Source organism: Streptomyces sp. NPDC057287 (assembly GCF_042667905.1).
GTDB lineage: Bacteria > Actinomycetota > Actinomycetes > Streptomycetales > Streptomycetaceae > Streptomyces.
On the sequence record NZ_JBHUYV010000007.1, the window covers coordinates 335,792 to 349,752 of the forward strand.

The window sequence follows — 13,961 nt, forward strand, 5'->3', positions numbered from 1 at the left end:
ATGCGTTCCTGTAAGTGGCCCCTAAGGACCTGCGGGGCCCGGGCTACAGGCCCGGGATACGGCCGTTGCGGAAGAGGTCCACGAAGATCTGGTGGTCGGCCCGGGCGCGCGCGCCGTAGCTGTGCGCGAAGTCGGTCAGCAGCTCCGCGAAGCCCTCCTCGTCGGCCGCGATGGCCGCGTCGATCGCGCGCTCCGTCGAGAACGGCACCAGCGAGTGCCCGCTCTCGTCGTCCGCGGCCGAGTGCATCGTCGCCGTGGCCCGGCCGAGGTCGGCGACCACCGCCGCGATCTCCTCCGGCTCGTCGATGTCGGACCAGTCCAGGTCGACCGCGTACGGGGAGACCTCGGCCACCAGCTGCCCGGACCCGTCCAGCTCGGTCCAGCCCAGCCACGGGTCGGCGTGCGCCTGCAGCGCCCGCTGGGAGATCACCGTGCGGTGCCCCTCGTGCTGGAAGTAGTCCCGCACGGCGGCGTCGGTGATGTGCCGGGACACCGCCGGGGTCTGCGCCTGCTTGAGGTAGATCACCACGTCGTTCTCCAGGGCGTCGCTGTTGCCCTCCAGGAGGATGTTGTACGAGGGCAGCCCCGCCGATCCGATGCCGATGCCCCGGCGGCCGACGACGTCCTTCACCCGGTACGAGTCGGGCCGCGTCAGGCTCGACTCCGGCAGCGTCTCCAGGTAGCCGTCGAACGCCGCGAGCACCTTGTAGCGCGTCGCCGCGTCCAGGTCGATCGCACCACCGTCGGCGGCGAACCTGCGTTCGAAGTCCCGGATCTCCGTCATCGAGTCGAGCAGCCCGAACCGGGTCAGCGAGCGGGCGACGCGGAGCGCGCCGAGCAGCGGGCCGTCGGCGGTGTCCAGGGTGAAGGGCGGCACCTCGTCGTTCTTGGCGCCCGTCGCCAGGGCGTGGATCCGCTCCCGGTAGGCGGCGGCGTAGACGCGGACGAGCTCGGTGATCTGGTCGTCGCCCAACGCCTTGGCGTAGCCGATCAGGGCGACGGAGGCGGCGAAGCGCTTGAGGTCCCAGGTGAAGGGGCCGACGTACGCCTCGTCGAAGTCGTTGACGTTGAACACGAGCCGCCCGTTGGCGTCCATGTACGTGCCGAAATTCTCGGCGTGCAGGTCGCCGTGGATCCAGACCCTGCTCGTGCGCTCGTCCAGGTAGGCGCCGGTGTGCTGCTCGCGGTCCAGGTCGGCGTAGAACAGACCGGCCGAGCCCCGGTAGAAGGCGAAGGCGGAGCCCGCCATCTTGCGGAACTTCACCCGGAAGGCTGCGGGGTCGGCGGCCAGGAGCTGCCCGAACGCGGTGTCGAAAACGGCGAGAATCTGCTCCCCGCGCTGTTCTGCGCCGGTCTGCGTGTCCGACATCGCTGGGTGCCTCCTGGGTACATGGCGTTCATGACAAATGGGACGGGCGTCCCCGCTCTTCCAACGCGCGACCGTACCCCGGAGTGCCCGCCGCTCGTCACTTCGGAGACGTAGACTTCCACGCTGTCCCCCCAAGCCGTCATCTCCCCGGCCGTCGCCCGGTCACCACTCCCCGCCGAGGCGCTCCGCGCCCCACCAGTTCCCGAATTCCGGAGGCACAGCGCCGTGAGCAAGCCGCCCTTCACGCACCTGCACGTCCACACCCAGTACTCCCTGCTGGACGGTGCCGCGCGGCTCAAGGACATGTTCGACGCGTGCAACGACATGGGCATGTCGCACATCGCGATGACCGACCACGGCAACCTCCACGGGGCGTACGACTTCTTCCACTCGGCGCAGAAGGCCGGGGTGACGCCGATCATCGGGATCGAGGCGTACGTCGCCCCCGAGTCGCGCAAGCACAAGCGCAAGATCCAGTGGGGCCAGCCGCACCAGAAGCGCGACGACGTCTCGGGTTCCGGCGGTTACACCCACAAGACGATCTGGGCGTCCAACAGCACCGGTCTGCACAACCTCTTCAAGCTCTCCTCGGACGCGTACGCGGAGGGCTGGCTGCAGAAGTGGCCCCGTATGGACAAGGAGACCATCTCCCGGTGGTCCGAGGGGCTGATCGCCTCCACCGGGTGCCCCTCCGGGGAGGTGCAGACCCGGCTGCGGCTCGGACAGTTCGACGAGGCGGTCCAGGCGGCGTCCGACTACAAGGACATCTTCGGCGAGGGCAAGTACTTCCTGGAGCTGATGGACCACGGCATCGAGATCGAGCGCCGGGTCCGGGACGGGCTCCTGGAGATCGGCCGGAAGCTGAACATCCCGCCGCTCGTCACGAACGACTCGCACTACACCTACGCCAACGAGGCGACCGCGCACGACGCCCTGCTCTGCATCCAGACCGGGAAGAACCTCTCCGACCCCGACCGCTTCCGCTTCGACGGCACGGGCTACTACCTCAAGACGACGGACGAGATGTACGGCGTCGACTCCTCCGACGCCTGGCAGGAGGGCTGTGCCAACACCCTCCTGGTCGCGCAGCAGATCGACACGACCGGCATGTTCGAGAAGCGCGACCTGATGCCGAAGTTCGACATCCCGGACGGCTTCACGGAGATCACCTGGTTCCAGGAGGAGGTCCGGGTCGGCATGGACCGCCGCTACCCCGGAGGCGTCCCCGAGGACCGGCAGAAGCAGGCCGAGTACGAGATGGACATCATCATCCAGATGGGGTTCCCGGGGTACTTCCTCGTCGTCGCCGACTTCATCATGTGGGCCAAGAACAACGGCATCGCCGTGGGCCCCGGCCGCGGTTCCGCGGCCGGCTCGATCGTCGCGTACGCCATGGGCATCACCGACCTCGACCCGATCACCCACGGGCTGATCTTCGAGCGCTTCCTCAACCCCGAGCGCGTCTCCATGCCCGACGTCGACATCGACTTCGACGAGCGCCGGCGCGTCGAGGTGATCCGGTACGTGACCGAGAAGTACGGCGCCGACAAGGTCGCCATGATCGGCACCTACGGCAAGATCAAGGCCAAGAACGCGATCAAGGACTCCGCGCGCGTCCTGGGCTACCCCTACGCGATGGGCGACCGGCTCACCAAGGCCATGCCCGCCGACGTCCTCGGCAAGGGCATCGACCTCAACGGCATCACCGACCCGAAGCACCCGCGCTACAGCGAGGCGGGCGAGATCCGGGGGATGTACGAGAACGAGCCCGACGTCCAGAAGGTCATCGACACCGCCAAGGGCGTGGAGGGCCTCGTCCGGCAGATGGGCGTGCACGCCGCCGGCGTGATCATGTCCAGCGAGCCGATCGTCGACCACGCCCCGATCTGGGTGCGGCACACCGACGGCGTGACGATCACGCAGTGGGACTACCCCCAGTGCGAGTCGCTCGGCCTGCTCAAGATGGACTTCCTGGGCCTGCGCAACCTGACGATCATGGACGACGCCATCAAGATGGTGAAGGCCAACAAGGGCGTCGAGCTGGAGATGCTCGCCCTGCCGCTGGACGATCCCAAGACGTACGAGCTGCTCTGCCGCGGTGACACGCTCGGGGTGTTCCAGTTCGACGGCGGCCCCATGCGGTCGCTGCTGCGCCAGATGCAGCCCGACAACTTCGAGGACATCTCCGCCGTCTCGGCCCTCTACCGGCCGGGCCCGATGGGCATGAACTCGCACACGAACTACGCCGAGCGCAAGAACGCCCGGCAGGAGATCACCCCGATCCACCCGGAGCTGGAGGAGCCCCTCAAGGAGGTGCTCGGCCTCACCTACGGCCTGATCGTGTACCAGGAGCAGGTGCAGAAGGCCGCCCAGATCGTCGCCGGCTACTCGCTCGGCGAGGCCGACATCCTGCGCCGCGTGATGGGCAAGAAGAAGGCCGACGAGCTGGCGAAGAACTTCGTCCTCTTCGAGGCCGGAGCCAAGAAGAACGGCTTCTCCGACGCGGCGATCAAGGCCCTGTGGGACGTCCTGGTGCCCTTCGCCGGATACGCCTTCAACAAGGCGCACTCCTCCGCGTACGGCCTGGTCACCTACTGGACCGCCTACCTCAAGGCGAACTACCCCGCCGAGTACATGGCGGCCCTCCTGACGTCCGTCAAGGACGACAAGGACAAGTCCGCGGTCTACCTCAACGAGTGCCGGCGCATGGGCATCAAGGTGCTCCCGCCGAACGTCAACGAGTCCGAGCCGAACTTCGCCGCCCAGGGTGACGACGTGATCCTCTTCGGGCTGACCGCGATCCGGAACGTCGGGACGAACGTGGTCGACTCGATCATCAGGTGCCGCAAGGCCAAGGGGAAGTACTCCACGTTCCCCGACTTCCTCGACAAGGTCGAGGCCGTCGTCTGCAACAAGCGCACCGTCGAGTCGCTCATCAAGGCCGGCGCCTTCGACGAGATGGGACACACCCGCAAGGGACTCGTCGCCCACCACGAGCCGATGATCGACAACGTGGTGCAGGTCAAGCGCAAGGAGGCCGAGGGACAGTTCGACCTCTTCGGCGGCGGCGACGACGCGAGCGACGAGCCGGGCTTCGGCCTCGACGTGGAGTTCTCCGACATCGAGTGGGAGAAGTCCTACCTGCTCGCGCAGGAACGCGAGATGCTCGGCCTGTACGTCTCCGACCACCCGCTCTTCGGCCTGGAGCACGTCCTGTCCGACAAGTCGGACGCAGCGATCTCCCAGCTCACGAGCGGGGAGCACTCCGACGGCGCGATCGTCACCGTGGGCGGCATCATCTCCGGCCTCCAGCGCAAGATGACCAAGCAGGGCAACGCCTGGGCCATCGCCACCGTGGAGGACCTCGCCGGCGCCATCGAGTGCATGTTCTTCCCCGCGACCTACCAGCTGGTCTCCACCCAGCTCGTCGAGGACACCGTCGTCTTCGTGAAGGGACGCCTCGACAAGCGCGAGGACGTGCCCCGCCTGGTCGCCATGGAGATGCAGGTCCCCGACATCTCCAACGCCGGGACCAACGCGCCCGTCGTCCTGACCATCCCCACGGTCAGGGTCACCCCGCCCATGGTCAGCCGGCTCGGTGAGGTCCTCAGCAACCACCGGGGCGACACCGAGGTGCGCATCAGGCTCCAGGGCCCCCGCAAGACCACCGTGCTCCGGCTCGACCGGCACCGGGTCAAGCCGGACCCCGCCCTCTTCGGCGACCTGAAGGTGCTGCTCGGCCCGTCCTGCCTGGCCGGCTGACGACCGCCCCCGAACCCGCGAGAGGGGCGCCCCGCCACTGGCGGGGCGCCCCTCTCGGCCTGTCGGCCCTGATCCGTCAGTTGTGGCCGAAACGCTTCTGGTGCTTGCGCGCGACGTCGGACGGGCTGCCCTGAGCCTGCGACTGCGGCTGGGTCTGCGACTCGTACGCCGTCGACTTCGCCTCCTCCGCGCCGCGCTCGGCGGCCGAGGAGCGGTCGTGCTGGCTGCCCTGCTTGCGGTTCTTGTTCTTCGCCATCGTGATGCCTCCTGTAGGAGATCTGGGGGTCCAGAACCGCTGTCAGATTCACATAGCACCGCAAAGGCCGCATGTTGGATCATTACCGAGCGTAGTAGGCGGGGTATCATGCGCCGTTCTCGGATCCGCCACGCCGATGATCGAGTTCCGGACCTTAACGACCGTGCCGTCGGGCAGACTCGAAGGAAACCCTGAGTAAGCGAACCCGGGTCGGCGGACCCACCCCCCCCGTGTCCGGGTCCGCCGATCCGCTCCCGAGTTGGAAGAGGGTGGAACGCGTGGACCGTTGCGTCGTCCTGGTGGACGCCGGCTACTTGCTGGGCGCAGCCGCGAGTCTGCTGGCCGGAGAGCCCGCCCGTTCCCGCATCACCGTGGACCACGCGGCCCTGATCCAGGGCCTGCGCGAGCGCGCCGAGGCCGACACGGAACAGCCCCTGCTCCGCATCTACTGGTTCGACGGCGCCCCCGACCGCGTGCCGCAGCCCGAGCACCGCAGGCTCAGGGTCATGCCCAGGGTGACCGTTCGGCTCGGCGCCCTCACACGCAGTGACGGACGGTGGGCGCAGAAGGGCGTCGACGCGGCCATGCACGCCGAACTGACCGAGCTGGCCAGGAACCGCGCCTGCTCCGACGTGGTGCTCGTGACCGGCGACGGCGATCTGCTGCCGGGGCTGATGTCCGCCAAGGAACACGGTGTCGCCGTCCACCTCTGGGCGGTCCAGGCCGCCGACGGCGACTACAACCAGTCCGAGGACCTGGTCGCCGAGGCCGACGAGCGGCGGGTGCTCGACCGGGCCTGGATCACCAAGGCCGTACGGGCCAAGGAGACGGGCGGAGTGTGCGCGCCCCCGCCCGTGCCGCGCCCCGAGATCGCCGCGATCCTCTCCGCCCCGCTGCCCGAGGCAGCCCTCGCCGCCTCGGCCGAGCGCGCGTCGGAGGCCCAGGCCGCCGCGGCACGCAACGGCACCGGCGCGCAGGCCGCGGAGGACACACCGGGCGCCCCGCCGGCACCCGGGCACAAGGGCGTCCCCACCCCCAAGGACCTGGCGAGCCTGCGCGCACCCGGCGCCCAGGTCACGCAGCACACCGCGCAGCCGCCCGTCGCCAACGCGACGCTGCGCTGGTCGTCCGACAAGGGCTGGGTCGAGCGCGGCGGGCCGCTGGGCGAACCGGCCGAGACCGCGTCGCTGCCGACCCTGGCGCAGGTCACCAGCGCGGAACAGCGCTGGGCGGACCGGGAGGAGGACATCACCACCGTCGGCGGCGACCCCTTCGAGGTCGGTCAGGTCTTCGCCCGGCGCTGGATGGAACGCCTGCCGGAGACCGTCCACCTGCAGAAGCTGTCCACCATGTACCCCCGCATCCCGCACCGCATCGACGGCGAACTCCTGAGGTACGCCGCCCGCTTCGGGCTGCTCGCGCACAAGGACGACCAGATCGACGAGCACGACCGCTATGCCATCCGGGCGGGGTTCTGGCGCGAGATCGACGTACGGGCCGCCGCCGAGCACGTTCCCGTCGGGGAGTGACCGGGGCGTCCCTGCCCGGCCCCGGACGCAATACGGGGCATCCGACCCCGTAGTCTCATACCTCGTGAGTACGGGCACAGCACAGGCTACGGGCACATCAGAGGCGCAGACCGTGTGCGCGGTGCGTGATCTGGTCAAGACCTACCCCGCCGTCCGCGGCCGACGCGGCCGGGCCGCCACTCCCGAGGTGCGCGCCACCGACGGGATCTGCGTCGACGTCCGGCGAGGGGAGATCTTCGGGCTGCTCGGCCCCAACGGCGCGGGCAAGTCCACACTCGTGCGCCAGCTCACCGGACTGATGCGCCCCGACTCGGGAAGCGTCGAGGTGCTGGGGCACGATCTCGTGCGCCATCCCGAGCGGGCCTCCCGGCTCATCGGCTACCTCGGGCAGGAGTCCACCGCCCTCGACGAACTGACCGTGTCGCTCGCGGCGGAGACCACCGGGCGGCTCAGGGGCCTGCCGGTGCGCGCCGCGCGGGCCGCGCGCGACGACGTACTGGAGGAGCTCGGGCTGACCGGGCTCGCCGGGCGCCCGCTGAAGAAGCTCTCCGGCGGGCAGCGCCGGCTCGCCTGCTTCGCCGCGACGCTGGTCGGCGAGCGCCCCGTCCTGGTGCTGGACGAGCCCACGACCGGGATGGACCCCGTCGCCCGGCGGTCCGTCTGGTCCGCGGTCGACCGACGGCGGGCCGAGCACGGCGCGACGGTGCTCCTCGTGACCCACAACGTCATCGAGGCCGAGACGGTCCTGGACCGGGTGGCCGTCATGGAACGGGGCAAGGTCATCGCCTGCGACACCCCTTCCGGTCTCAAGGAGCAGGTGGCCGGCGAGGTCCGGGTCGAGCTGGTGTGGCGCGAGCGCGCGCCGCTGGACGTCCCGGAGGTCGCCGCGCTCCGCGGGTCCGCCCAGGAGTCGGGGCGCAAGTGGGTGCTGCGGCTCGGGCCCGACGAGGCGCGGGCCGCGGTGGCCGCGGTGACCGGCGGGGCCGCGTTCTCCTCGCTCGACGACTTCACGCTGGCCACGCCAAGCCTGGAGGACGTCTATCTGGCACTCGGCGGGGACGCGGCGAGGGCCACCGAGGGACTGGTGAAGGCGTGATCAGGACGGTGAACGTGTCGGGATGCGTGTCGGAGTCGAACGGGAGCACTGCCAGGTGACGAGCATCGTTCCCACGGAGTCCGCGAAGGTGTCCGGGCCGAAGGTGCGGACCTCCGCCGTGCGCAACGGCCCGCCCGCCCGTACCGCTCCCGCGGCCCTCGCGCCGCGGGCCGGACTGCTGCCGTCGATGGCGGCCGTCTACCGGGCGCAGCTGTCGCGGGCGAGGGTCGCGCGGATTCCGCTGCTGTTCGTCGCGACCTTCCAGTCCGTCGGGATCATGGTGCTGATGCGCGGGGTCGTCGACGGCGGCGGGGAGGCACGGGCCGTCGTGGCCGGCTCCAGCGTGCTGGTCGTGGCCTTCGTCGCGCTCAACCTGCTCGCCCAGTACTTCGGCCAGCTGAGGGCGGGCGGCGGCCTCGACCACTACGCGACGCTGCCGGTGCCGCCCGCGGCGGTGGTGCTGGGTGCGGCGGGGGCCTACGCCTCGTTCACCGTGCCCGGCACCATCGTCACGGCGGTGGCGGGCAGCGCGCTGTTCGGGCTGCCCATGACACATCTGTGGGTGCTCGTCGCGGTCATCCCGCTCTCGGGGGCCGCGCTCTCCGGCCTGGGCGCCGCGCTGGGACTGCTGGCGCCGCGGCAGGAGCTGGCGACACTCCTCGGGCAGCTGGGCATGTCGGCCGCGCTGCTGCTGGGCGTGCTGCCGGCCGAGCGGCTGCCGGGCCCGGTCGGCTGGGCCCGCGACCTCCTTCCCTCGACGTACGGCGTCGAGGCGCTGTCCCGGTCGTTCGACGCCCACCCCGACTGGGCGGTCGTCGCCCTCGACCTCGCGGTGTGCGCGGCCGTCGGTGTGCTGTCGCTGGCCGTGGCCACCTGGGCCTACCGCCGCGCGGCGGTCCGGTGAGGCGGTGCGTGTCCGGGCCTGGCACGATGGCACCGTGACCGCACCGTTGACGCCGCCGCACCAGCCCCAGCCGAACGACCCCTGGCAGGCCCCGCCGTCCGGGTCGCACGCCGTGCCCGGCGACCAGCCGGGCGCGGACGAGCGGCGTACGGAGCTCAGGCAGGGCGCGGTGATCGCCGCGGTCCTGACGGTGGCGGGTCTCGTCCTCGGGGTGCTCTGGCTCTGGCTGGCGCCGCGGGTGCCGCTCGTCTCCGACGACACCGCCGTCTTCCTCAAGAACAGCGAGGGCGAGGAGGCCATCGGGGCCGACGGCACCTTCGTGCTCCTGGGCCTGGCCTTCGGCCTCGTCTCGGGGATCGCCGTCTTCCTCTTCCGCCGGCGCGGGGGCATCCCCCTGGTGGTGGGACTCGCCCTGGGCGGGCTGCTCGGCTCCCTGCTGGCGTGGGGCATCGGCACCTGGTTCGGGCCCACGTCCGATGTGGTGGCCCATGCCAAGGAGGCCGGCAAGGGCGTCACCTTCGACGCGCCGCTGGAGCTGCACGCGGTGGGCGCGGCGATGCTCGCCTGGCCCATCGCGGCGATGATCGTCCACCTGGGGCTGACGGCTCTGTTCGGGCCGCGGGATCCTGAGCCGGAGTGGGACGTCCCGTACGGGGCGCCGTACGGTACGGGACAGCCGGGTGCCTCGTCCTCCGGGCCGGAGCCGGAGCCGGAGCCGGAGTCGGCGTTCGGGCCCGGGCCGGTGCCCGAGGACGGCAAGCGCGCCGGGGAGTGGCCCGAGCGGTCCTAGCCGCGCCCTGGCCGGACCGGATTCAGGTGCGGCCGATCGGCGCGAGCGAGGCCTCCGTCAGGGCGGCCAGGTCGGTGGGGGAGAGCTCCACCTCCAGGCCGCGGCGGCCCGCCGAGACGCAGACCGTCGCGTGGGACCCGGCAGACGCGTCCAGCACCGTACGCAGGCGCTTGCGCTGCCCCAGGGGGGAGATTCCGCCCCGCACGTAGCCCGTGGTCCGTTCCGCTGCGGCCGGGTCCGCCATGGCCGCACGCTTGCCGCCCACCGCCGATGCCAGGGCCTTCAGGTCCAGCGATCCCGCGACGGGGACGACGGCGACGACCAGCTCGCCGTCGACGTCCGTCACCAGGGTCTTGAACACCCGGTCCGCGGAGACCCCGAGGGCCTCGGCCGCCTCCTCGCCGTAGGACGGGGACGAGGGGTCGTGGTCGTACGAGTGGACCGTGAACGCCGTGCCGGCGGCGGTCAGGGCGACCGTCGCCGGGGTGCCGCCGGGCTGCTGCTTCCTGGACTTCTTGGCCACCTGGCAGGTCCTCGGGTCAGTTGGGGTACGTCGGGTCGCGGGTCAGGTCGGCGGCCGGCAGGGACGGGAGGTGCCTGATGACGGCGGTCTCCTTGCGCAGGAGCGCCAGTTCCTCACGCAGCCGGGTCGCGGTGTCCGGGGCCTGGAGCAGCCGCTGCTTAGTCGGGATGTCGAGCACGGCGGCGGCGGCCACGAGGTACGAGACGACGGACGGGTCATCCGGCAGGTCCGCACCGGTCGTCAGGGAGCGCTCGCTCGCTCCGGCCAGTCGCTTCTGATAGCTGCGGAAGGCCCGCAGGACACCCTCCGCGAGGGCCCCCGCCTCGTCGGTGGGGGAGGTGTCGCCGTCCTCGGCGGCCCCGGGGTCCTCGGGCAGCTCCTCGACCTCCGCCGTCAGGTGGGGACCGCTCGCGTCGACGGAGAGCAGCCGGACCCGTGTGGTGCCGGTCGCCAGGACCTCGTAGCTGCCGTCGGCACGTTCACGGATCTTCGCCGCGTCCGCGACGCAGCCGACCCGGTGGAAGGTCTGGAGGGGATCGGGGCCGAAACCGTCGCCCGGCGCACGCTCCGCGGGAGGTGCGGCGGCGACCGTGTCCGGCATCCCGGTGGCGGTCGGGGCGGTCTCGCGGCCGTCGCGGATCGCGACCACCACGAAGCGGCGCGGTTCGTCCTCGTCGATCTCGAGCAGCTCGCGCATCATGGCGCGATAGCGCTCCTCGAAGACGTTGAGCGGCAGCACGAGGCCGGGGAACAGCACCGCGTTCAGCGGGAAGAGTGGCAGGCGAGCGGTGGTCACAGCGGCCAAGCCTAATGGGCGCGGGGCCCGCTGTGTTCCGGCCTCCCGCACAGGGGGGTGGAAGAGGCCACCCGGAGCCGGACATCCGCCCGCGCGTCGAGGAATCCTCCCAGCGCCTCGCCGGTCACGGACGCCCACGGGAACGAGGTCGCGTACGGGCCGATCAGCCGGAACTGCTCCAGCGCCTCGGCCGCGCGGCCCCGTGCGACCAGGACGTAGGCGAGAAGGTTGCGGACCTCCGCCGGCCAGGGATCACCCGCGGGGAATCCGGCGGAGAGCCTGATCGCGAGGTCGGCCGCCGCGTCGATCCGGTCCTCCTGCACGGAGGTCACCCGTGGAGCCGCCTTCTCGTCCCGCAGCAGGGCGAAGGCCGCCCGTACCGGGAGCGCCTGCACCAGGGAGTCCCCGGCGGCGTCCTCGGCGGCCCGCTCCGCGAAGTCGAAGCACTCGCGGTGGGAGCCGTACCACTCGGCCGAGAGGTAGCGGAGCGCCGAGACGTGGCTGCCGTAGTGGTGGGGGGAGCGGCGCACCGCCTGCTCCCACAGCGACTCGAAGACCGTGTGCGGGGCATGCGTGCCGCGGGCATGGTCGAGCGCGAGGCGCCACGGCACGGGGTCGCGGGCGTCGGCCTGCGCCGCCGCCGTGATGAGCGGTCCCACCTCGCGCAGCAGCTCGGCGTGGGCGGGCGACTCCCACGCGCGGCGCACCGCAAGCGCGGCCTTGACGAGCAGGGCGTCCGGGTCGCGGGGCGCGGCGTCGAGCCAGCCGGTGAGCCAGCCGTCGCGGTTGCGGGCGAAGGCGACAAGCCGGGCCAGGGTCCGGTCGCGGGACTCCCAGTCGGCGGCGTCCCGGGTGGTGGCGAGGAGTTTGGCCGCGGGTTCGAAATCGCCCAGGGCCGCCGCCACCAGCGCGGGGGAGAGCCGCTCGTCGGGGGCGTCGAGCATCACCGCGTCGTCCGCCGGCAGCCCGGCCGACAGCCCGGGGCCGTACCGGAACGTGCGCGCGGTACTCAGCAGTGCGCGGAGGAAAGACATGGTGCAGACCATTGAAAAGCCCTGGTGGGGGCGGCGCCAGAGGAGCTCTGTGAAGCTTCTGTAGCGAGTGGGAGGGTTGCCCCGGGCGAGGTCAAGAAAAGGCAAAGGAAACGCCCGCGGCTGGCTCGATTCCGACCTTCCCCTGCCGATTTCCGCCTGTCCTGCCGGGCCTCGACCGGCCTTTCGACCACCGCGCCGACAGGGATCCGGCAGGACGGGCGCCGCCCCCGGTCAGCCTCGCCGCAGAAGCCGGGACGCGCCCGCCGCCACCGTCGTGGCCAATATCCACCCCAGCAGCACGAGGGCCGCGGCCGTCCACTGCCAGCCGCCCTCCAGCAGCCAGTACCCGTCCTGCCCGAGATCGATCACCGGCACCAGCAGATCCAGGGCGTACAGCGCGGGGTTCCACTGCGGATGCTCGCTCCCCTTGATCGACTCCGGCCGGTACTGCGAGAAGGCCACCGCCCCCGCCGCCCACAGCACGGCCATCCAGACCAGGGCCCGACCGGGCCGGTAGCCGTACGCCACCGTCCAGTCCTGCAGGTAGCCCCAGATCCTCCCCGCGGGCGGCAGCGTCTCGCGCCGCCGCCGCTGCTTGGCCAGCAGGACCTCACGGGCGTCGGCGTCCTCCCCGCAGCTGCGGAGCACCGTCGCGAGGCGCTCGTACGGCTCCGGGACGTACTCCGGGGTCGCGGCCAGCACCCACTCCAGGCGCCGGGAGAGCGGGAAGTGGCCGTACGGCACGAGGTTCTCGTACACGAAGCCGCCCATCGCCAGCCCGCCCGGGCCCGGCCAGCTGGTCGACACGTCGATCAGCGTGACGACCTTCGCGCCGTTCAGCACGACCCGGCCCTCCCGGGGGCGCTCCGCGTTGAACCGCAGTTCGGGGGTGACGATCCGGCGCAGCGACAGCTCCTCGCGGTCGGCCAGCACGAACCGGGCCTTGTGCAGATCCACCGCGTCCCCGAACCGCCCGTCGTCGAGCCGCACCGCGCCCCGGCACTGGAAGGCCTGCGCACGCGTGCCGCGCGCCGGACCCCCGCCACGCGCGACACCGAACGGGGGAGTGGTGCCCTGGTTCCCCGTGTCGATGCTCACCCAGGCCTCCGTCATGTACAGCGTGCGCTCCACGCTCAGCTGCGGGGCGTTCAGCGCCCGCCGCCCGTCGGAGGCGCGCAGCCGGCTGCCGCGCAGGCTCAGCGAGCCGCCGACCTTCGCCCCGCGCAGGCTCAGCTCGCCGCGCGTGTCGATCATCTCGGCCTGCAGGTCCTGGGCCACCGACATCCCGTCGCCCACGAAGGAGCGGCCGCGCCGGTCGGGCCCGATGTAGATCTGGTTGATCAGCAGGTCCGTGCCGATCTGCGCGTCGGTCAGCCGGATGCCGCGCTCGATCCGGCAGCGCGGCAGATGCAGGTCTCCCTCCGTGTGCAGCCGGGCCGCGTCCAGCCTCGGCACCGCGCACCCCACCATCCGCAGCGTCGTGAAATGGCACTCGGGCAGCACCACCTCCTGCTCGAAGCGGCACCCCGTCATCTCCACGTAGGGCGAGACGCGGCCGCCCGCCAGATCCAGCTTCCCCGTGATGCGGACGCCCCGGAGCTTCAGCGCGGCCACCCGCCCCGGCCGCGCGGCCGGCCCGCTCAGCAGCAGCCGCGCCACCGTCCGGGCGCCCACGCTGCGCTCCGGCCCCCAGCTGTGCGGGGCGAACGGATCGTCGCGCACCGGGTCGTGCGAGCGGAGATCGTAGGTGGTGCCGTTCCGGAACGACTGCCACATGCCCAGCTCCGCGGCGCTGAGCCCGTCGGGGATCTCGCCGTCGTGCGGTTCGGTCACTGCATCACCTCCGGACGCGCGGTTCGTCCCGCGCTTCGTACAGTCGTTCTTCCCTCTGCGTGACGACGT

General features: G+C 71.6%; 11 protein-coding genes. 5 read left to right on the forward strand and 6 right to left on the reverse strand.

Going from position 1 to position 13,961, the window contains the following annotated elements; translation table 11 throughout:
* Positions 1-43: 43 nt before the first annotated feature.
* Complete coding sequence (locus tag ACFUNE_RS16695) at positions 44-1,369, reverse strand: DUF2252 domain-containing protein (protein ID WP_383567623.1); 1,326 nt, start codon at positions 1,367-1,369, stop codon at positions 44-46.
* A gap of 225 nt (positions 1,370-1,594) precedes the next feature.
* Here ACFUNE_RS16695 and dnaE point away from each other — a divergent pair, with 225 nt between their 5' ends.
* Positions 1,595-5,131, forward strand: coding sequence for a DNA polymerase III subunit alpha (dnaE, locus tag ACFUNE_RS16700; protein ID WP_383567626.1), 3,537 nt, complete (start codon positions 1,595-1,597; stop codon positions 5,129-5,131).
* A 76-nt stretch (positions 5,132-5,207) separates the two neighbouring features.
* On the opposite strand, the gene ACFUNE_RS16705 is transcribed toward dnaE, so the two are convergent.
* Positions 5,208-5,387 carry a hypothetical protein gene (locus tag ACFUNE_RS16705; RefSeq protein ID WP_383567629.1) on the reverse strand — a complete coding sequence of 60 codons (180 nt, stop codon included), beginning with the start codon at positions 5,385-5,387 and terminating at the stop codon, positions 5,208-5,210.
* A gap of 269 nt (positions 5,388-5,656) precedes the next feature.
* Between ACFUNE_RS16705 and ACFUNE_RS16710 the strand changes: the two genes are divergently transcribed.
* The 4 genes from ACFUNE_RS16710 to ACFUNE_RS16725 all read left to right on the forward strand — a co-directional run bounded on the left by ACFUNE_RS16710 (position 5,657) and on the right by ACFUNE_RS16725 (position 9,706).
* A complete protein-coding gene (locus tag ACFUNE_RS16710; RefSeq protein ID WP_383567632.1) occupies positions 5,657-6,916 on the forward strand; it encodes an NYN domain-containing protein in 1,260 nt (419 codons plus the stop codon).
* A gap of 112 nt (positions 6,917-7,028) precedes the next feature.
* Positions 7,029-8,012 carry an ABC transporter ATP-binding protein gene (locus tag ACFUNE_RS16715; protein WP_383567794.1) on the forward strand — a complete coding sequence of 328 codons (984 nt, stop codon included), beginning with the start codon at positions 7,029-7,031 and terminating at the stop codon, positions 8,010-8,012.
* A gap of 55 nt (positions 8,013-8,067) precedes the next feature.
* Complete coding sequence (locus ACFUNE_RS16720) at positions 8,068-8,916, forward strand: ABC transporter permease (RefSeq protein ID WP_383567797.1); 849 nt, start codon at positions 8,068-8,070, stop codon at positions 8,914-8,916.
* Between the two features lie 4 nt (positions 8,917-8,920).
* Positions 8,921-9,706, forward strand: coding sequence for an ABC transporter permease (locus tag ACFUNE_RS16725; RefSeq protein WP_383567635.1), 786 nt, complete (start codon positions 8,921-8,923; stop codon positions 9,704-9,706).
* A 22-nt stretch (positions 9,707-9,728) separates the two neighbouring features.
* Here ACFUNE_RS16725 and ybaK read toward each other — a convergent pair whose 3' ends face one another.
* The 4 genes from ybaK to ACFUNE_RS16745 form a co-directional block, all read right to left on the reverse strand.
* Positions 9,729-10,229, reverse strand: coding sequence for a Cys-tRNA(Pro) deacylase (gene ybaK, locus ACFUNE_RS16730; RefSeq protein ID WP_383567638.1), 501 nt, complete (start codon positions 10,227-10,229; stop codon positions 9,729-9,731).
* Between the two features lie 16 nt (positions 10,230-10,245).
* Complete coding sequence (locus tag ACFUNE_RS16735; protein WP_383567641.1) at positions 10,246-11,025, reverse strand: LON peptidase substrate-binding domain-containing protein; 780 nt, start codon at positions 11,023-11,025, stop codon at positions 10,246-10,248.
* Between the two features lie 11 nt (positions 11,026-11,036).
* The gene (locus ACFUNE_RS16740; protein WP_383567644.1) at positions 11,037-12,071 is read right to left on the reverse strand and encodes a hypothetical protein; all 1,035 of its coding nucleotides are present in this window, start codon (positions 12,069-12,071) and stop codon (positions 11,037-11,039) included.
* 219 nt (positions 12,072-12,290) lie between these two features.
* Positions 12,291-13,892, reverse strand: coding sequence for an oxidoreductase (locus tag ACFUNE_RS16745; RefSeq protein WP_383567647.1), 1,602 nt, complete (start codon positions 13,890-13,892; stop codon positions 12,291-12,293).
* Between the last annotated feature and the right edge of the window lie 69 nt (positions 13,893-13,961).

Bases quoted from the DNA above. Each gene is read 5' to 3' on its own strand.
- ACFUNE_RS16695 (WP_383567623.1), bottom strand. From the start codon at position 1,369: ATGTCGGACACGCAGACCGGCGCAGAACAGCGCGGGGAGCAGATTCTC.
- ACFUNE_RS16705 (WP_383567629.1), bottom strand. From the start codon at position 5,387: ATGGCGAAGAACAAGAACCGCAAGCAGGGCAGCCAGCACGACCGCTCC.
- ACFUNE_RS16740 (WP_383567644.1), bottom strand. From the start codon at position 12,071: ATGGTCTGCACCATGTCTTTCCTCCGCGCACTGCTGAGTACCGCGCGC.